19 protein-coding genes and 1 pseudogene are annotated in these 18,012 nt (G+C 71.7%); 8 read left to right on the top strand and 12 right to left on the bottom strand.

What is annotated here, in order from left to right:
* Positions 1-1,095, top strand: a 1,095-nt coding sequence (locus L2I40_RS07020; RefSeq protein ID WP_237214173.1) for an ATP-binding protein, incomplete at its 5' end; no start/stop codon positions are given.
* A gap of 16 nt (positions 1,096-1,111) precedes the next feature.
* Here L2I40_RS07020 and L2I40_RS07015 read toward each other — a convergent pair.
* Together L2I40_RS07015 and L2I40_RS07010 are read right to left on the bottom strand one after the other, a co-directional pair.
* A complete protein-coding gene (locus L2I40_RS07015) occupies positions 1,112-1,513 on the bottom strand; it encodes a VOC family protein (RefSeq protein ID WP_237214172.1) in 402 nt (133 codons plus the stop codon).
* Between the two features lie 110 nt (positions 1,514-1,623).
* The gene (locus tag L2I40_RS07010) at positions 1,624-1,818 is read right to left on the bottom strand and encodes a hypothetical protein (RefSeq protein ID WP_237214171.1); all 195 of its coding nucleotides are present in this window, start codon (positions 1,816-1,818) and stop codon (positions 1,624-1,626) included.
* Positions 1,819-1,945: 127 nt separating this feature from the next.
* Here L2I40_RS07010 and L2I40_RS07005 point away from each other — a divergent pair, with 127 nt between their 5' ends.
* Positions 1,946-2,683, top strand: a complete 738-nt coding sequence (locus L2I40_RS07005; RefSeq protein WP_237214170.1) for a hypothetical protein — start codon at positions 1,946-1,948, stop codon at positions 2,681-2,683.
* A gap of 29 nt (positions 2,684-2,712) precedes the next feature.
* Here L2I40_RS07005 and L2I40_RS07000 read toward each other — a convergent pair whose 3' ends face one another.
* From L2I40_RS07000 to L2I40_RS06975, 6 genes are all read right to left on the bottom strand, one after another.
* Entirely contained in the window at positions 2,713-3,378 is a 666-nt protein-coding gene (locus tag L2I40_RS07000; protein ID WP_237214168.1) for a hypothetical protein, read from the bottom strand.
* Positions 3,375-4,418, bottom strand: coding sequence for an ABC transporter ATP-binding protein (locus L2I40_RS06995; protein ID WP_237214166.1), 1,044 nt, complete (start codon positions 4,416-4,418; stop codon positions 3,375-3,377). The genes L2I40_RS07000 and L2I40_RS06995 overlap by 4 nt, the downstream gene beginning before the upstream one ends.
* Complete coding sequence (locus L2I40_RS06990) at positions 4,415-5,404, bottom strand: ABC transporter ATP-binding protein (protein ID WP_237214165.1); 990 nt, start codon at positions 5,402-5,404, stop codon at positions 4,415-4,417. The genes L2I40_RS06995 and L2I40_RS06990 overlap by 4 nt, the downstream gene beginning before the upstream one ends.
* A 147-nt stretch (positions 5,405-5,551) precedes the next feature.
* Positions 5,552-6,469, bottom strand: a complete 918-nt coding sequence (locus L2I40_RS06985) for an ABC transporter permease (protein ID WP_237214164.1) — start codon at positions 6,467-6,469, stop codon at positions 5,552-5,554.
* A 1-nt stretch (position 6,470) separates the two neighbouring features.
* Positions 6,471-7,442, bottom strand: coding sequence for an ABC transporter permease (locus tag L2I40_RS06980; protein ID WP_237214163.1), 972 nt, complete (start codon positions 7,440-7,442; stop codon positions 6,471-6,473).
* A 149-nt stretch (positions 7,443-7,591) separates the two neighbouring features.
* A complete protein-coding gene (locus L2I40_RS06975; RefSeq protein ID WP_237214162.1) occupies positions 7,592-9,163 on the bottom strand; it encodes an ABC transporter substrate-binding protein in 1,572 nt (523 codons plus the stop codon).
* Positions 9,164-9,296: 133 nt separating this feature from the next.
* On the opposite strand from L2I40_RS06975, the gene L2I40_RS06970 reads away from it, so the two are divergent.
* The 3 genes from L2I40_RS06970 (at position 9,297) to L2I40_RS06960 (ending at position 13,529) form a co-directional block, all read left to right on the top strand.
* Entirely contained in the window at positions 9,297-10,880 is a 1,584-nt protein-coding gene (locus L2I40_RS06970) for an ABC transporter substrate-binding protein (RefSeq protein WP_237214161.1), read from the top strand.
* 90 nt (positions 10,881-10,970) lie between these two features.
* The gene (locus L2I40_RS06965; RefSeq protein ID WP_237214159.1) at positions 10,971-12,533 is read left to right on the top strand and encodes an ABC transporter substrate-binding protein; all 1,563 of its coding nucleotides are present in this window, start codon (positions 10,971-10,973) and stop codon (positions 12,531-12,533) included.
* Between the two features lie 150 nt (positions 12,534-12,683).
* Positions 12,684-13,529 (top strand): hypothetical protein, encoded by an 846-nt coding sequence (locus L2I40_RS06960; RefSeq protein ID WP_237214158.1) that lies wholly within the window; start codon positions 12,684-12,686, stop codon positions 13,527-13,529.
* Between the two features lie 31 nt (positions 13,530-13,560).
* Here L2I40_RS06960 and L2I40_RS06955 read toward each other — a convergent pair whose 3' ends face one another.
* Positions 13,561-14,025: an Lrp/AsnC family transcriptional regulator gene (locus L2I40_RS06955; protein ID WP_237214157.1), complete on the bottom strand. Its 465-nt coding sequence runs from the start codon at positions 14,023-14,025 to the stop codon at positions 13,561-13,563.
* Positions 14,026-14,160: 135 nt separating this feature from the next.
* On the opposite strand from L2I40_RS06955, the gene L2I40_RS06950 reads away from it, so the two are divergent.
* The gene (locus L2I40_RS06950) at positions 14,161-14,592 is read left to right on the top strand and encodes a DUF1810 domain-containing protein (RefSeq protein WP_237214156.1); all 432 of its coding nucleotides are present in this window, start codon (positions 14,161-14,163) and stop codon (positions 14,590-14,592) included.
* A gap of 25 nt (positions 14,593-14,617) precedes the next feature.
* Here L2I40_RS06950 and L2I40_RS06945 read toward each other — a convergent pair whose 3' ends face one another.
* The 3 genes from L2I40_RS06945 to thiS all read right to left on the bottom strand — a co-directional run bounded on the left by L2I40_RS06945 (position 14,618) and on the right by thiS (position 17,195).
* Positions 14,618-15,748: a type III PLP-dependent enzyme gene (locus L2I40_RS06945; RefSeq protein ID WP_237214149.1), complete on the bottom strand. Its 1,131-nt coding sequence runs from the start codon at positions 15,746-15,748 to the stop codon at positions 14,618-14,620.
* 426 nt (positions 15,749-16,174) lie between these two features.
* Entirely contained in the window at positions 16,175-16,972 is a 798-nt protein-coding gene (locus tag L2I40_RS06940) for a thiazole synthase (RefSeq protein WP_237214148.1), read from the bottom strand.
* A 4-nt stretch (positions 16,973-16,976) separates the two neighbouring features.
* On the bottom strand, positions 16,977-17,195 hold the full coding sequence (gene thiS / locus L2I40_RS06935; protein WP_237214146.1) for a sulfur carrier protein ThiS: 219 nt from the start codon (positions 17,193-17,195) through the stop codon (positions 16,977-16,979).
* A 131-nt stretch (positions 17,196-17,326) separates the two neighbouring features.
* Here thiS and aroQ point away from each other — a divergent pair, with 131 nt between their 5' ends.
* Both aroQ and L2I40_RS06925 read left to right on the top strand, forming a co-directional pair.
* Entirely contained in the window at positions 17,327-17,782 is a 456-nt protein-coding gene (gene aroQ, locus L2I40_RS06930) for a type II 3-dehydroquinate dehydratase (RefSeq protein WP_237214145.1), read from the top strand.
* A pseudogene (locus L2I40_RS06925) lies at positions 17,782-18,012 on the top strand (acetyl-CoA carboxylase biotin carboxyl carrier protein); the annotation flags it as partial. The gene aroQ and the pseudogene L2I40_RS06925, both read left to right, overlap by 1 nt.

The following is an 18,012-nucleotide window of genomic DNA, read 5'->3' as shown; positions in this document are numbered from 1 at the left end:
GGGCTGCGCGCCGCCTATGACGACGAGCCGACGGCGCGGCCCGGCTATCCGGCGCCCGCGCCGCTGCTGCGGCTGCTCCGGCTCGACGCCGTCATGGCGGCGCCGCCGCGGCTGCGCCCGCGCGAGGCGATCGTCTCCGGCGCCAGCCGGCCCGGCGTCCTGCTCGTCAGCCTGCGCCTGCCGGACACCGGCTGGCTGAACCTGCGGATCGAGATGCCGCCGCCGCGGCCCTGGCATTCCGAGACCTTCCTCATCGCCTTCGTGTTGATGACGCTGGCCGCGGCGGGACTGACGCTCTGGGCGGTGCGGCGGCTGACACGCCCGGTGCGCGACCTGGCGGCGGCGGCCGAGCGGCTCGGCCGCGACGTCAACGCGCCCCCCCTGCCGGAGAACGGCCCGGCCGAGGTCGCGACCGCGGCGCGGGCCTTCAACACCATGGCAGAGCGGATCCGCCGCTTCGTCGGCGACCGCACCCAGATGCTCGCCGCGGTCGGGCACGACCTGAAGACGCCGATCACCCGGCTCAAGCTGCGCGCCGAGCTGCTCGACGACGACGAGCAGCGCCGCAAGATCCTCTCCGACCTCGAGGAGATGGAGGCGATGATCGGCGCGACCCTCGCCTTCGCCCGCGACGACGCGGCGGCCGAGCCCTCCGTCGCGGTGGACCTCGCGGCGCTCTGCCGGACGGTGCTGGACGAGGCGGCCGATGCGGCACCGGAACTGGCCGACCACATCGCCTATGAGGGACCCGAGCACCTGACGGTGCGCGCGCGCCCGGTCGCGCTGAAGCGGGCGCTGGCCAACCTCGTCGGCAATGCGCTCGCCTACGGCAATGCGGCGCGGCTGGCGCTGGCCCAGGCGGGGGCGCAGCTGCGCATCGCGATCGAGGATGACGGGCCCGGCGTGCCGGAGAACGAGCTGGAAGGCGTGTTCCAGCCCTTCCGCCGGCTGGAGACCAGCCGCAACCGCGAGACCGGCGGCACCGGGCTCGGCCTGCCGATCGCGCGCAACATCCTGCGCGCGCATGGCGGCGACGTGGTGCTGCGCAACCGGCAGGGCGGCGGCCTGAGCGCGCTGGTGACGCTGCCCGCCTGAGCGGGCGCCGCGCCGGTCAGCCGGCGTGCTCGATCAGCATCGCCTCGATCTTGTGGCCGTCGAGGTCGCGCAGGAAGGCGGCGTAGTAGCCGGCCTCGTAGTCCGGGCGCGGGCCCGGCGGCCCCTCGCACCGCCCGCCGGCGGCCAGGCCCTCGGCGTGGAAGGCGTCGACCGCGGCACGGTCGGCGGCGAGGAACGCGACATGCGTGCCGTTGCCGGCCGCGGCCGCACGGCCGTCGATCGGCGTCTGGATCCAGAACTCCGGAAACTGCCGGCCCCAGCCGACGCCGCCCGGGAAGGACATCACCCGGCGGATCCCGAGCGGGGCCAGGACACGGTCGTAGAAGGCGACCGCCCGGTCGAAGTCGTTGGTGCCGAGCGAGACATGGCTGAGCGCGGACGGGGGGGCTTCGGTCACGGCGTCCTCCTGGGTGGGATGTCCGTCTGGACCAGCGGCGCTTTGCATGTGTTGCGGGTGTCGCGACGCGGTTTCGGACAAATGCGCCTCGCCGGCCTGCCCCCTGCCGCTCAGAGGCCGAGCAGCAGCAGCGTGACCTCCCCGGCCGCCCAACTGGCGCTCAGGCCGATCAGTGCCCAGCGCATCGCCTCCCGCCAGGCGGGCTCGCGACGGGCGGGAATCCAGACGAAGCGCGGCGGGGCCGGGATGCGGAGATCGGCCGGGATGGCGGCGGCCTCATAAGCCGGGACGAAGCGGGTGCGCATGGACAGCATAAGAACATAACAAGAACATAGATGCAAGACCCATCTCGCGTGGCGCTGGCGGCGTGCGTCTTGGCTCTGGACGCAAGCCGGGCGCGGGCGGAACATGCAGGCGAGCAAGGAGAGTCCGATGCCCGAGGATCCGGTTTCGCCGCTGCGGCGCCGCCTGTTCGTGCTGCGCCTGGCCGCGATCGGGGGCGCGGCCATGCCCGGGGTGGCGCTGGCGCAGGGCGCGAAGTCGGGGGGCGGCGGCGTGCCGAATGCCGGGAAGGCGCCCGCCCAGGCCCAGCCCCGCACCGGCCTGACCGACAGCGATCCCACCGATCCGCCGGGCAATGGCCGCACCGGCAACCAGGGACGGCCCGGCGGGGTGAGCGATTCGGATCCGACGGACCCGCCCGGGCAGGGTCGGGGCGGAGCCCGGCCGCGCACGGGCGTCACCGACAACGATCCCTCCGATCCCGCAGGGGGCGGGCGGGGCGGCAACCGCGGCGGTCAGGCGGGTGTCAGCGATTCCGACCCGACCGACCCGCCCGGACAGGGGCGCGGCGGCAATCGCGGCCCGCAGACCGGGATGAGCGATTCCGACCCGACCGATCCACCCGGGCAGGGGCGCGGCGGCAACCGCGGCCCGCAGACGGGCATGAGCGATTCCGACCCGACCGATCCGCCCGGGCAGGGGCGCGGCGGCAACCGCGGCCCGCAGACGGGCATGAGCGATTCCGACCCGACCGATCCGCCCGGGCAGGGGCGCGGCGGCAATCGCGGGGGCCAGCCGCAACGTCCGCCAGCTGGTCCGACCGACACCGATCCGACCGACAGGCCCGGGCGCGGCCGTGGCCAGGGCGGCGACCTGAAGAGCACCTGAGACCCGCGGCCGGCCCCTTCGGCCGGCTCTCAGCCGATCACGATCCCCCGCCCGGCGAAGAAACGCGCGAAGGCCTCCGGGGCGAGGCGCACGTCGCGCCGCGTCGCCTCGTCATGGCCGGAAGGGTTGTGCAGCCTGAGGGCACCCGCCGCATCGGCGCCGAAGACGAGGACCAGGTGGCCGCCACGCGCGGGCGGATCGGCCTCCGGCCGTCGGATCGCGGGGTGGACGGAGGCGACGAACAGCCTGCCGCCATCGAGGAGCGCCGGGATGTCCGCGACAGCGAGGTCGAGCGCGATCCGGGCCGGGATGCCCTGCCCCGCGAGCCAGGCGACGGCGCCTGCATAGATCAGCCCGCGGATCGAGCCGTCGGGCAGTTCGACATAGCCGCCCAGCGCCTGGATTTCGCGACGGATGGCGTGGATCGGCGGGATGTCGCGGCCGAGCGCGCCGAACGCCATCTGCAGGCAGGCGCAGCCGCAGAGATGGTCGGCCCAGCGCGCGTATTCGGCGGCGTCCACGGCGGCGGATGCCTGCCAGAGCGGGTCGGTCGCCGCGTCGCGGCCGGCGAGGAAGTCGGCGACGAGTGCCGCGGATTCCCATTGGGCACGGAAGGGGGGCGTCGCCGCCCGCGAATCCTCGTCCCCCCACCCCGACCCTCCCCCGCCTCCGGGGGAGGGAGAGGATGGGCTCATGCCGCGTCGTTCAGGTGACAGGCGCTGCGGTGGCCGGGCGCGACCTCGCGCAGCTTCGGGACCTCGACCCTGCAGCGATCGAAGGCGAGCGGGCAGCGCGGGTGGAAGTGGCAGCCCGGGGGCGGGTTCAGCGGGCTCGGGATCTCGCCCTTCACCACCGCGAAGGCGCGCTTGCGGTTCTCGATCCGCGGCACGCTGTCGAGCAGCGAACGCGTGTAGGGGTGGTTCGGCGCCTTGAAGACGCGGTCGGTCGGCGCCTCCTCCACCACGCGGCCGAGATACATGATCACCACGCGGTCGGAGAGGTGCTCCACCACGCCGAGATCGTGGCTGATGAAGAGGTAGGTCAGGTCCAGCTCGCGCCGGAGCCGCATGAAGAGGTTGAGGATCTGCGCCTGGATCGAGACGTCGAGGGCCGCCACCGCCTCGTCGCAGACGATGAATTCCGGCTGCACGGCCAGCGCGCGCGCGATGCCGATGCGCTGGCGCTGTCCGCCCGAGAACTGGTGCGGGTAGCGGCGCTTGAAGGCCGGGTCGAGGCCGGCGCGGCGCATCTGCTCGTCCACGTATTCGTCGAAGCCGCCGCGCTTCACCAGGCCATGCACCTGTGGCGCCTCGCCCACGATGTCGGCCACCCGCATGCGCGGGTTCAGCGAGGCGTAGGGATCCTGGAAGATCATCTGGCGCTTGAGCTTGGCGTCGCGCGCCTCTGCCCCGGCCAGGGTCGCGACGTCCTTGCCGTTCCAGAACACCTGGCCGTCGGATTGCGGCAGGATGCCCGCGACGATGCGCCCGAGCGTGGACTTGCCGCAGCCGGACTCGCCGACGAGGCCGACCACCTCGCCCTTGCGGACGCGGAGATCGACCTTGTCCACCGCGTGGACGATCTCCTCCTTCACGTCGGCGCCGAGGCGGCGCGCGAGCTTGGCGGCGACGTCGAGCTTCTTGGCGAAGCGGCGGCTGACGCCGCGCAGCTCCACCATCGGCGTCTCGGTGTCGGAGAAGACGCGCGGGGCGTGTTGGTCGATCACCTCGCTCATGCCGCCTGCTCCGCGGTCTCGAGATGCGGGTGGTGGCAGCGCGCGAGGCGGGCGGGGCGCCATTCGGAGAGCTCGGGCATCACGCCGCAATCATCGGCCGCGCGCGGGCAGCGGGCGCGGAAGGCGCAGCCGGGCGCGAGGCTGAGCAGCGAGGGCGTCATGCCGGGGATCTGGCGCAGCGGCTCGCCGCGGCGGTTGCGCGAGGGCACGCTGCCGATCAGGCCGTGGGTGTAGGGATGCAGCGGGCTGTCCAGCACCTCGCCCACATCGCCCTGCTCCACGATCTTGCCCGCGTACATCACCGCGATGTCGTCGGCGAGGCCGGCGACGACGGAGAGGTCGTGCGTGATCCAGATCAGCGAGGTGCCGGTGGTGGCGGCGAGCTTCTGGACCTCCGCCAGGATCTGGCCCTGGATCGTCACGTCGAGCGCGGTGGTGGGCTCGTCCGCCACGATCAGGTCGGGGCGGTGCAGCAGCGCGATCGCGATGGCCACGCGCTGGCGCATGCCGCCCGAGAACTGGTGCGGGTAGGATTTCAGCCGCTCGTCCGGCGAGGGGATGCCGACCATGCCGAGCGCGTCGCGGGCGCGGCGGCGGGCTTCCTCTTCCGGCACCTTCTCATGCGCCAGCACCGTCTCGATCATCTGGGTGTCGACGCGCAGGACCGGATTGAGCGTCATCATCGGGTCCTGGAAGATCATCGCGATCCGGTTGCCGCGGAGCTGGCGCATCTCCTCGTCGGAGAGCTGCGTCAGGTCCTGCCCCTTGAACAGGATCTGGCCGGAGACGATGCGGCCCGGCGGGTCGACGAGGCCCATCACCGAGAAGCCGGTGACCGACTTGCCGGAGCCGGACTCGCCGACGAGGCCCAGGACCTTGCCGCGCGGGACGGTGAAGGAGACGTCATCCACCGCCTTCACCACGCCGGCGCGGGTGAAGAAGTGGGTGCGGAGGTTGCGGACCTCGAGTGTCGGAACCTCAGTCACCGGACGCCACCTTCCGAGTATCCGGCCGCATGGCGGCCGGCGCGCGCCGCGCAACCGTCGCACGAGCGCACCATGTCTGAGGCGCGCGAGCCAAGCGGCCGGAGGCCGCGCCCGGCGCCTGAGGGCACAAGACGCTCAATCCCCGGCTCATTTCTTGAGCCGGGGATTGAGAACGTCGCGCAGGTGGTCGCCGACGAGGTTGATCGCCACGATCGTCACCAGCAGCGCGATGCCAGGGTAGAAGCTGATCCAGTACTTGCCGCTCAGCATGTACTCGTAGCCGTTGGCGATCAGCAGCCCGAGCGAGGGCTCGGTGATCGGGACGCCGAGGCCGAGGAACGACAGCGTCGCCTCGAGCGCGATGGCGCGCGCGACCTGCATGGTGCCGATGACGATCAGCGGCGGCAGGCAGTTCGGCAGCAGGTGGCGGAACAGGATACGCCGCGTCGGCAGCGCGAGGCACTGCGCCGCCTCGATGTATTCGCGCCGGCGTTCCACCAGCGCGGTGCCGCGCACGGTGCGGGCGTAGTAGGCCCATTCCACGACGACGATCGCGATGACGACGTTGGCGATCGACTTGCCGAGGAAGGCGAGGATCATCAGCGCCACGAGGATCGCGGGGAAGGAGAGCTGCAGGTCCACCACGCGCATGATCGCGCTGTCGGTCTTGCCGCCGGCATAGGCCGCGAGAAGGCCGAGCGAGGCGCCGACGATGCAGGCCAGCAGCGCCGAGCCGGCGCCCACCATCAGCGAGATGCGCAGGCCGTACATGATGCCGGAGAGCATGTCGCGGCCCTGGTCGTCGGTGCCGAGCCAGAAGGTGATCGTCCCGTCGCCCGACTTCGACCCCGGTTCCAGCCGGCCGTCCATGATGTCGAGCACCGCGAGGTCGTAGGGATTCTGCGGCGCGATCCAGGGGGCCAGGATCGCGAGCAGGGCGATGAAGGTGAAGACGGCGAGGCCGAACAGCGCCAGCTTCGACTCGCAGAATTCCGAGACGAAGCGGCGGAAGGGCGTCTCGACGCGCTCGCGAGTGGCGGCCGCGGTCTCGAGGGCGATGCTCATCTCATTTGCCCTCCAGCCTGACGCGCGGGTCGAGCAGGGAATAGGTGAGGTCCACGATCAGGTTGATGGTGATGAACATCAGCACGATGATCATCAGGTAGGCGACGATCACCGGCCGGTCGAGCACGTTGATGCTGTCGATGATCAGCTTGCCCATGCCCGGCCAGGCGAAGATCGATTCCGTCACCACGCTGAAGGCGATGGTCGAGCCGAATTCGAGGCCGGTGACCGTCACCACCGGGATCAGGATGTTCTTGAACACGTGGACGAAGGTCACGCGGAAGGGGCTGAGGCCCTTGGCGCGCGCGAACTTCACGTAGTCCATCAGCATCGTCTCTCGGACGCCCGCGCGCGTCAGCCGGATGACCAGGCTGATCTTGAAGAGCGCGAGGTTCAGCGCCGGCATGATGAGATGCGTGATGCCGTTCCAGGTCAGGAAGGACCAGCGCATCCCCAGCACCTCGACCGTCTCGCCGCGGCCCGTCGAGGGCAGCCAGCCGAGCTGCACGGCGAAGACCATGATCAGCATCAGACCGACCCAGAAGGTCGGCAGCGAGAAGCCCAGGATGGAGCCCGCCATGATCACCTTGGATCCGGCGCTGTCGGGCCGCAGGCCGGCATAGAGGCCGAGCGGCAGGCCGATGATGATGGCGCCGATCGTCGCCGCGAAGGCGAGCTCCAGCGTCGCCGGCATGCGCTGGAGGATCAGCTGCAGCGCGGGCTCGTTGAAGACGAAGCTGCGGCCGAGGTCGCCCTGCAGCGCCTTGCCGAGGAACACCAGGTATTGCTGCCAGAGCGGCAGGTCGAGGCCGAGAGCGCGGATGGCGCGCTCGCGCTCGATCTGGTCGGCGTCGGGGCTGATCAGGATCTCGACCGGGTCGCCGATCGCGAAGACGCCGATGAAGACGATCAGCGACATGGCGAAGACGACGCCGACCGCCTGGATCAGGCGACGAAGAAGATAGACCGACATGCGTTACGCTCCGCCCGCGCGGCCGAGGGGCCTATCCGGTGCCGCGGCCGGCGTCGTGGACACCTGCCGCGGAGCCGGGTGATGCAAGACGCGCACCACGCGCGGGTGCATGACGCGCTCCGGGCGCGGCGTGGTCACCAGCTTCGGGCTCAGCGCATCGTCGCCGGACGCACATCCTGCGCCCGGGTGAGCTCGTCCACCCGCGCGCTGTGCTGCAGGCTGCGCCGCATCGCCCAGATATTGGTCTGGATGTGCAGCGGGATGACCGCGACGTCCTCGGCGGCCATGCGCTGGATGTCCACCAGCAGCCGCTCGCGGCGCCCCTCGTCCAGTTCCGCCATCGCCTGGACGAGCAGGGCATCCAGGCGCGGGTTGGAGTAGCGGCCGCGGTTGGAGGCGCCCCAGCCCCGCTCGGCGCTGGCGGTCGCGATGATGTTGCGCATCGGGTGGCTGCCGTCGGGGTTCGAGCCCCAGCCGATCAGGTGCGCGGAGTATTCCTGCCGACCAGCACGATTGACGAAGACTGCCCAGGTCTGCGCCTCGACGCTCGTGCGGACGCCGATGCGCGTCCACATCGCGCCGACCGCCTGGGCGATGCGGGCGTCGTTGATGTAGCGGTCGTTCGGCGTGTTGAGCTGGATGCGGAAGCCGTTCGGGTAGCCCGCCTCTGCCAACAGTCGGCGCGCGCCATCGGGGTCGAAGCGGATCGGTGGCAGGTCGGCGACGTGGCTGAAGGTGCCGGGCGGCAGGAACTGGTTCGCTGGCGTCGCCGCTCCGTCCATGATGCGGCCCGTGATCGCCTCGCGGTCGATCGCCATGGAGAGCGCGCGGCGCACGCGCACGTCGCGCAGCGGGTTGCGCCCCAGCGGCCGGCCGTCGTTGTCGGTGATGTGCGGGCTGTTCTCGTTCTCGGCGCGCAGGTGGTCGAGGCCGAGGAAGATCAGCCGCAGGCCTACGATCTCCGACAGGTGCAGCCGCGGGTCGTTGCGCAGCCGCGCGATGTCGGTGGTCGGCACCTGGTCGATGAAGTCGAGGTCGCCGGCCAGCAGCCCCGCGGTGCGCGCCGCGTCGTTGGTGATCATCCGGTAGGAGACGCGCTGGAAATGCGGCGCGCCGCCCCAGTACTCGGCATTGCGCTCGAACTCGATGCGGTCGCCGGAGCGGTGCTGCACGACGCGGAAGGGGCCGGTTCCGATGGCGAGGCCGCCGGAGTTGAAGCCCTCCGTCGTGACGTTGGCGTGCGTCTGCGCATCGATGATGCGCACATTGGTCATGTCGAGCGGCAGCAGCGGATAGGGGGCCGCGGTGTGGAAGCGGATGGTCAGCGGATCCACGATCTCGATGCGCTGGATCGGGCGCGAGAAGGCGGCGAAGGACGATGGCGCGTTCGGCACGTTCGGCAGGCGCTGCAGCGTGAACGCCACGTCCTCGGCCGTGAACTCGCTGCCGTTGTGGAAGCGCACGCCGGGACGCAGCTTGAATTCCCAGGTGGTCGGGCCGACGGCGCGCCATTCGGTGGCGAGGCCAGGGATGTTCCGCGCCTGCGCGTCGGTGTCCACCAGCTTGTCGAAGATCATGTCGCTGACGGCGTTGTTCGGCGACAGCTGGTGGAAGTGGGGGTCGAGCGAGGTGACCGGTGCACCGACCGCCATGGTCAAGGTCGTTGGCGCCTGCGCCGCTGCCTGGCCCGCGGTCAGCGCCAACGCCGAAGCGGCAGCCATGCCGGCCGCCCGGATGCCCGTTCGCATCATTGTCTCCCAGGTCCCGGAAGTTCCCCGTGCACCGATCTGTAGCAGTCCGGGCAGGGCGAAGCTAGGCTGAGCTCACCGGACCGTTCCAGAGGGAGAACCGTTGATGCCCCGTCTTCGCCGCGCGCTGCTTGCGGCCGCGCTCGCCGCCCCTGTCGCCGCGACCGTCGCCCCGCAGGCGCTCAGCCAGAACCTGACCATCGCGACCGGCGGGTCTGTCACCTCGGTGGATCCGCACTTCTTCAACGCCGCGCCCAACTCCTCGCTCGCGCTGCACTTCTTCGAGACGCTGGTGGACCGGACCCACGACGCGAAGCTGCAGCCCGGGCTGGCCACCGAGTGGCGTGCCGTCTCGCCGCGGGTCTGGGAATTCAAGCTGCGGCCGAACGTGACCTGGCATGACGGTCGGCCCTTCACCGCCGACGACGTGGTCTTCACCCTGTCGCGCGTGCCGAACGTGCCGAACAGCCCGGGCGGCTTCACCGGCTTCATCCGCTCGATCGAGCGGACCGAGGTGGTGGACCCGCTGACGGTCCGCTTCCACACCTCCTACCCGAACCCTATCCTGCCGACCGAGATCGCCTCGATCTTCATCATCTCCCGCCATGTCGGCGAGGGTGCCTCGACCGAGGACTACAATGCCGGCCGCGCGGCGATCGGCACCGGGCCCTTCCGCTTCGCGAGCCACCGCCAGGGCGACCGGACGGAGATGACGCGCAACGACGCGCATTGGGGCCCGCGGCAGCACTGGCAGCGCGTGTCCTACCGCTTCGTCGCCAACGACGCCGCCCGCTCGGCCGCGCTGCTGGCCGGCGACGTGGACGTGATCGACCAGGTCGCCTCCTCCGACCTCGCGCGGCTCCGGCGCGAGCAGCGCGTCGCGGTGAGCGAGGTGCAGGGCCTGCGCGTCGTCTACCTGATGGCGGATTTCTCGCGCACCGGCGCCGTGCCGGGCGTCACTGACAACAATGGCCAGCCGCTGGCGCAGAACCCCTTTCACGACGTGCGCGTGCGCCGTGCGCTGAACATGTCGATCGCCCGCGACACGATCGCGGAGCGCGTGATGGAAGGCCAGGCGACGCCCAACGCGCAGTGGCTGCCGCCCGGCGTCTTCGGCCACAACCCGGATGTCACGGCGCGTCCGGCCGACCTCGACGGGGCGCGGCGCCTGCTGGCCGAGGCCGGCTTCCCGAACGGCTTCCGCCTCGTGCTGACCACGCCGAACGACCGCTTCCCGAACGACAGCCGCATCGCCCAGGCCGTCGCGCAGAACTGGACGCGCATCGGCGTGCAGACCCAGGTCGAAGCGCAACCCTGGGCCACCTTCTCCACCCGCTCCGCGCGGCAGGAATACGGCATGCGCCTGACCAGCTGGGGCAGCGTCACGGCCGAGGCCAGCTACATGCTCGTCAACATCATGGCGACCTTCGACCGCGAGAAGCGGACGGGTGCGTCCAACTCCGGCCGCTTCTCCTCGCCCGAGCTCGACGCGATGACGGACCGCATCGCCGCCACCCTCGACGACGCCGAGCGCGAGCGCCTGTCGCGCGAGGCGGTCCGCTGGGTGGCGGAGAATGCGCCGATCATGCCGATCGTGCAGCTCAACCACACCTGGGCGAGCCGCCGGCCGGTGACCTACCAGGCGCGGATGGACGAGCGCACCACAGCGATGGGCGCCCGCCCGAACTGAGCGGGGGGCGGGAGGGGCGCCGCCCCTCCCGAACTCCTGGCGGAAGGACCCGCCGATCCTGCTACGCTCCCCGCAGCCATGGAGCGACACATGACCAGGTCCGCCCTTGCCGCCGCGGTGGCCGCGCTGCTCGCCTCGCCCGCGCTGGGCCAGACGCTGACCATCGCGACGGGCGGGGCGATCACCTCGCTCGACCCGCATTTCTTCAACGCAGCGCCGAACAACGCGATCGCCGAGCACATCTTCGGCCGTCTCGTCGACCGCGACGCGCAGGCGCGCATCCGCCCGCAGCTGGCGGAATCCTGGCGGCTGATCTCCGACACCGAATGGGAATTCCGGCTGCGCCGCGACGTCACCTGGCACGACGGCCGGCCCTTCACAGCCGACGACGTGCTCTTCACCCTCGAGCGCGCGCCCAACGTGCCGAACAGCCCGGGCGGCTTCGGCGCCACGCTGCGGAGCGTGAAGGGCGCCAGCGCGCCCGACCCGTTCACGCTGCGCATCGAGACGCATTGGCCGAACCCGGTGTTGCTGCCCGAACTCGCCAGCGTCTTCATCGTCTCGCGCCACGCCGGAAGCGGCGCGGCGACCGAGGACTACAATGCCGGCCGCGCCGCGATCGGCACCGGTCCCTACCGGATCGTCGCGCATCGCCAGGGCGACCGAACGGAACTCGCGCGCCACGACGCCTATTTCGCCGGGGCGCAGCCCTGGGCGCGCGTCTCCTATCGCTTCGTCGCGGCCGATCCTGCGCGCACCGCCGCGCTGCTGGCCGGCGACGTCGACCTGATCGACCAGGTCGCGCCCACCGACCTGCCGCGCCTCCGGCGCGACCCGCGCATCGCGGTGTCGGAGATCGGCTCGCTGCGCCTCGCGCATCTCGGGCCGGATTTCTCCCGCAGCGGCGCCCTGCCCTTCGTCACCGACACCGAAGGCCGGCCGCTGCCGCGCAACCCCTTCCTCGACGTCCGGGTGCGGCGCGCCCTCAACATGGCGATCAACCGGGAGGCGCTGGCGGAGCGCGCGATGGACGGGCTCGCCATCCCGGCCGGCCAATGGCTGCCGCCGGGCGCCTGGTCGCACGATCCCGAAACGCGCCCGCCGGCCTTCGACCCCGAAGGCGCGCGGCGCCTGCTGGCGGAGGCCGGCTTCCCGAACGGCTTCCGCATGACGCTGCACACGATGAACGACCGCTTCCCGAACGACGCGCGGCTGTCGCAGGCGGTGGCGCAGATGTGGAGCCGGGTCGGCGTGCAGACCGCGGTGGAGGCCCTGCCCTGGGCGAGCTATTCCGCGCGCGTCGCGCGGCAGGAATTCTCCATGACGCTCGGGAGCTGGGGCAGCACCACCGGGGAGGGCCTGTCCTTCCCGAAATCGGTGCTCGCGACCTTCGACCGCGAACGGCGCACCGGATCCGCCAACCAGCGGCGCTTCTCCGCCCCCGAGTTCGACGCGATGCTGGCCGAGGCCGAGACCATCATGGACGACGCCCGGCGCGAGGCGGCGATCCACCGCCTGGTGCGATGGTCGGCCGAGAACGTGCCGATGTTCCCGCTCGTCCACCTGACGAATGTCTGGGCGCTGCGCCGGGGCCTCGTCCACGAACCGCGGATGGACGAGCGGACGCTGGCCATTGGGGTGCGGCCGAACTGACCGGGGGGCGAGGGTCACAGCCCAGGGTTGCGGGCGCCGCGTCTCTTTCTTGATTCAGTTCGTTGCAATGCTTCCACGTTTAGAACAATTGTTGGTGCCGCTCTCCCCTCCCGCCTTTCCCCTTCCGCCTCTTCCCTCCGAGGGTCCTGGATGAAGCCTGCGCTGGCCCTCGTGTCGCGCCTGACGGCACTGGTCGGCGGCCTCGGGTCTCCGCGCACCAGGCCTGCTGCGCCGATGCGGCCGGTGGAACCGGCCGCGCCGGACCCGGCGGCCGACAAGGCCGAACCGGGGCAGGCAGCCGCCCCTGCGACGCCGGACGAGCCGCCGCCGCTGGCCGCCAACCTCAAGCGCGATGCCTGGATCGGCTACGACGCGCCCGGCGAGCCGTCGGGCGAGCGCCAGGTGACCATCCGCAGCCTGCACGGAACGCGCGGCCCCGACGGCTTCCCCGAGATCCGCGAGGTCGGCGCCTGGAGCCACGACGAGCAGAAGCCCAGGCGCTTCCTGATCGACCGCATCCGCGCGCTGCGGGGCACGCGGCTCGGGCCCGCGCTGACGCGGGCGGCCGATATCGGGATGTGGCTGCGGGCCGAGGCGGGCTTGCTGCACCAGCGCGACATCGACCGGCTCAAGGCGCTGCGGCGGCGCGACGAGGAGGAGCGGGACGAGGCGCGCCACCGGGCACGCGCCGCGGGTGGGCGGCGCGCATTGCGGCCGACGGCGGTGCGCGTCGTGACGATGCATGACGACGCGCCCGGCCTCCATCGGACCGATGACGGCGTGCTGCTGTCGGCCGATTTCGGCGATGACGGGGCACCGCGGGTGATCTTCGTCGGCGCCACGGCCGAGGCGCGGCGCGGGCGGCCGATCCGTCTCGGCGAGGCCGGCCGCGAGACCACGGGCAGCCGGCTCGTCTCGCTCACCCTCCTGCCCGACGAGACGCGCGTGCCCGATATCCGCGCCTGGATCACTGCGCTCCCGGCACGGCCGGAGTGAGCGCGCCGGGCGCGCCGGCAGGCGGCCCGCGCTATTCCTCCGTGGCGGGCGCCACCGGCAGGATCGCCGTCTCCTTCGGGCTGGCCAGCGCCAGGATGGTCTCCGTCCGCTCCACCCCTGGCTGGCCGCGGATCTCGTCCGAGACGAAGGTCTCCAGCGCGGCGATGTCGGGCAGGCGGAGCTTGATCAGGTAGCACCACGGGCCGGTCACCGTGTGGCACTCCAGCACCGCCTCATGCCGCTTCATGGCCTTGAGGAAGGCCGCGTCGTCGCGGCCGGGGCGCATGGCGACGAAGACGAAGGCGAGCAGCGGGCAGCCCGCCGCGACGGGGTCGAGCTCGATCCGCCAGCCGCGGATCACGCCCCGCTCCTCCAGCCGCTTGACCCGCTCCGCGGTCGCGGACACCGAGAGGCCGGCGGCCTTCGACAGTTCGGCGAGGCCTGCGGCGCTGTCCTGCTGCAGCGCCAGGATGAGGTTGCGATCGACTTCGTCCATGGCGGCGCCACCCTAGCGCCGAAAAAGCAACGGCGCCAAGGCAGAATGACCGGAAAAAGCGGCAGAATAGCCGACCACGGGACATGGCCGCGCGGAGCGCAGGCGCGGGGGCGGCGCATCATGTAGGCTCGGCGCATGCCGGACAGCTTCGACCTGGACCGCTTCCTGCGGGCGCAGGAGCCGCTCATCGGCCAGGTCCGCGCGGAGCTCGCGGCAGGCCGGAAGCGGAGCCATTGGATGTGGTTCGTCTTCCCCCAGCTCCGCGGCCTCGGGCGCAGCGAGATGGCGCATTACTACGGGATCAGCGGGCTGCCCGAGGCGCGCGCCTATGCGTCGCATCCGGTGCTGGGGCCGCGGCTGGCGGAGTGCACGCGGCTGGTCCTGGGGGTGGAGGGCCGCACGGCGCGGGAGATCCTCGGCAGTCCCGACGACCTCAAGTTCCGCTCCTGCATGACGCTGTTCGCCCGGGCGGCTCCGGAGCAGCCCGCGTTCCGCGAGGCGCTGGACCGCTTCTTCGGCGGCGAGCCGGACGCGGCGACGCTGACGCTGCTGGAGGCGGCGCCCTGACCCCGCGAGGGCCAGGGCGGCGCCGTCAGATGTAGTGCTCGGCGAGCGGGCGGAAGCCGTTGAAGCCCTGCGACGCGTAGGTCGTCACATAGGCCCCGGTCGCGAGCAGCTGCACGCGGTCGCCGGAGTCGAGCGCCAGCGGCAGGCGGTAGTTGGACTTCTCGTACAGCGTGTCCGTGCTGTCGCAGGTCGGGCCTGCGATGGTCACCGGCCCGTCCGCCGTGCCGTCATGCGGCGTGCGGAAGGCGTAGCGGATCGCCTCGCCCTCGGTCTCGGCCAGCCCGCCGAAACGGCCGATGTCGAGATAGACCCAGCGCACCGGGTCGTCCTCGGCCTTGCGGGAGACGAGCACGACCTCGGTGTCCACCACGCCGGCCTCGCCGACCAGGAAGCGGCCGGGCTCGACCACGATCTCGGGCAGGGCGTTGCCGAAATGCTCGGCCATCGCGCCCATGATGGCCGCGCCGAAATCGTCGATGCCCGGCACCTCGGCGCGGTAGCGCACCGGGTAGCCGCCGCCGAGGTTCACCATGCGCAGCGTCACGCCGGCATCGCGGAGATCGGTGAAGATCATCGCGACCTGCGCGATCGCCGCCTCATAGGCGTCGGTGCGGGTCTGCTGGGAGCCGACATGGAAGGAGATGCCGTAGGGGTCGAGGCCCCACTCGCCCGCCTTCTTCATCAGCTCGACCGCCATCTTCGCCTCGCAGCCGAACTTGCGGCTGAGCGGCCACTCGGCGCCCTTGTTCTCGACGAGGATGCGGCAATAGACGCGGGCACCCGGCGCCGAGCGGGCGAGCTTCTTCAGCTCCGGCTCGGAGTCGAAGGCGAACATGGTCACGCCCTTCTCGAAGGCGGCCTTGATCGCGCTTTCCTTCTTCACCGTGTTGCCGAAGGAGATGCGCTCCGGCGCGGCGCCGGCGGCGAGGCAGGCCTCGACCTCCTCATAGGACGCGGCGTCGAAGGAGGAGCCGAGCGTGGTCAGGCGCTCGAGGATCGGCGAGGCCGGATTGGCCTTCACGGCGTAGTAGACGCGGGCGAGCGGCATGGCGCCGAGCAGCCGGCGATAGTTCGCCTCGACCGTGTCGACGTCGAGCACGAGGCACGGCGTGGCCGGCTGATGCGTGCGCAGAAAGGCAGCGATCTTCGGGTTCATCGCGCCCCACTCCCATTCCTTCGGCGGAGACCGCGAAACAGGGCGGCCCCAGTGTTGACGAAACGGTCCAACGAACCAGCGGAAGTCTCCCGGCTTCACCCCTGACGGGGCGGCTCCGGGTGCCGGAACGCTTGACGTCGTTGCGTAAACCTTGCGCCGCGGTGACCTGGGCTGGGCTCCTTATCGGGGGAGCGGCCAGCGGTTCCGTGGGCCTGGGGCCAGAGGCACGTGCGTACTGCGTCTGCGGGGGCAGTTAGACCCTGCCTCCCCCCCGCACAAGCGGAAAATCCCGGCAGGGCGCATTTTTTTCTGGCCCTTCTTGGGAGGGGCCGGAAAGCCGCCCGGAAGGTCGCCGGGCTCCGGGAGCCGATCCGGCCCGTTCCCGACTCGGCGCGCGAATCCGCCGGACGGGGGGCGCCGCCGCCGCTAGCGGATCAGGCCGGAGAGCGGGGAGGACGGGTCCGCGGCGCCGCTGCGCGGCATCCGGCCGGCGAGGTAGGCGGCCCGGCCGGCGATCACCGCATGCTTCATCGCAACCGCCATCCGCACCGGGTCGCGGGCATGGGCGATGGCGGAGTTCAGCAGCACCGCCTCGCAGCCGAGTTCCATCGCCTGCGCCGCCTCGCTCGCCGTGCCGATCCCGGCATCCACCAGCACCGGCACCTCCGACTGCTGCACGATGCTCTGGATCATGAAGGGGTTGGAGATGCCCAAGCCCGAGCCGATCGGCGAGCCGAGCGGCATGATGGCGACGCAGCCCATCTCCTCCAGCCGCTTCGCCGCCACCGGGTCGTCGGCGCAGTAGACCATCACCTCGAAGCCGTCCTTCACCAGCGCCTCGGCCGCCTCCAGCGTCGCCTTCATGTCCGGGTAGAGGAAGGGCGGCGGGCCGAGGACCTCGAGCTTGACCAGGTTCCACCCCCCCGCCTCGCGCGCCAGGCGCAGCGTGCGGACGGCGTCCTGCGCGGTGTGGCAGCCGGCGGTGTTGGGCAGGTAGGTGTAGCGGTCCGGCGGCACGAAATCCTGCAGCATCGGCGCCGAGGCATCGGAGAGGTTCACCCGGCGGACGGCCACGGTGACGATCTCGGCCCCCGAGGCCTCGATCGCACGGGCCGTCTCCTCCAGATCCCTGTAGCGGCCCGTGCCGACGATCAGGCGGGAGCGGAAGCGCCGACCGGCGACGGTCCAGCTGTCGTCGCCGAGGGGCAAGCCGTCGTCAGGCATGGGGTCATCCCCCTCCGATGAAATGGACCACCTCGAGCCGGTCGCCGGGGGCGAGCCGTGTCGCGGCCCAGGCGGAGCGCGGCACGATCTCGAGGTTGCGCTCCACCGCGACCTTCGGTGCGGCGAGGCCGAGCGCGGCCAGCAGGTCGGCGACGGTCGCCCCTTCGGCGACCTCGCGCGGCTCCCCGTTCACCTCGATGCGGAGTGCAGTCGCGGACGTCATGCGCGGGAACATGGCGACCGGCCGGGGCGCGGGCAAGCGAGGCGTCGCGGGGGCCAGCCCTGCGCCCGGCTTGGCCCGGCGCGGAGCCGCATGCTAGACCCCGCGCCCCTGCTCCTTCACGGGTTCGTTCCTTGACCCCGCCGCTGATCGCCGTCCTCAACGGCCCGAACCTCAACATGCTCGGCACCCGCCAGCCCGAGGTCTATGGCCGCGCCACGCTCGACGACGTCGAGGCGCTCTGCGCCGAGGCGGCGGAGGAGCTCGGCCTCGCGATCGACTTCCGCCAGACCAACGGCGAGGGCGAGCTGATCACCTGGGTGCAGGAATGCCGCGGCCGCGCGGCGGGGATCGTGATCAACCCGGCCGGCTATTCGCACACCTCCGTCGCGCTGATGGACGCGCTGGCGGCGGTCGGGCTGCCGGTCGTCGAGGTGCACATCTCGAACATCCACCGCCGGGAGGCATTCCGGCATCTGAGCTACGTGTCCAAGGTCGCGACCGGCGTGATCGCGGGGCTTGGCATCCAGGGCTATGCGCTGGCGCTGCGCGCCATGGCGGGGCTGCTAGCAGAGGAAGGAGAGCCCTGATGGCGGGCGTGACGTTCGACCCCGCGGCGATCCGCGAGCTGGCGAAGATCCTGCGCGAGACCGACCTGACAGAGATCGAGCTGGTCGAGAGCGATTCGCGCATCCGCGTCGCGCGGCAGATCAGCGTGCAGGCGGTGGCCCAGGTTGCCGCCGCCCCGGTCGCCGCCGCCGCGCCGGCCGCGGTCGCCGCCCCCCTGCCCTCCGCCACCGCGCCGGAGGCCGAGGGGCCG

Origin of the sequence: Falsiroseomonas oryziterrae (assembly GCF_021864505.1) — a bacterium.
Taxonomy (GTDB): domain Bacteria; phylum Pseudomonadota; class Alphaproteobacteria; order Acetobacterales; family Acetobacteraceae; genus Falsiroseomonas; species Falsiroseomonas oryziterrae.
This window is presented reverse-complemented; position numbering and strand designations above follow the sequence as displayed.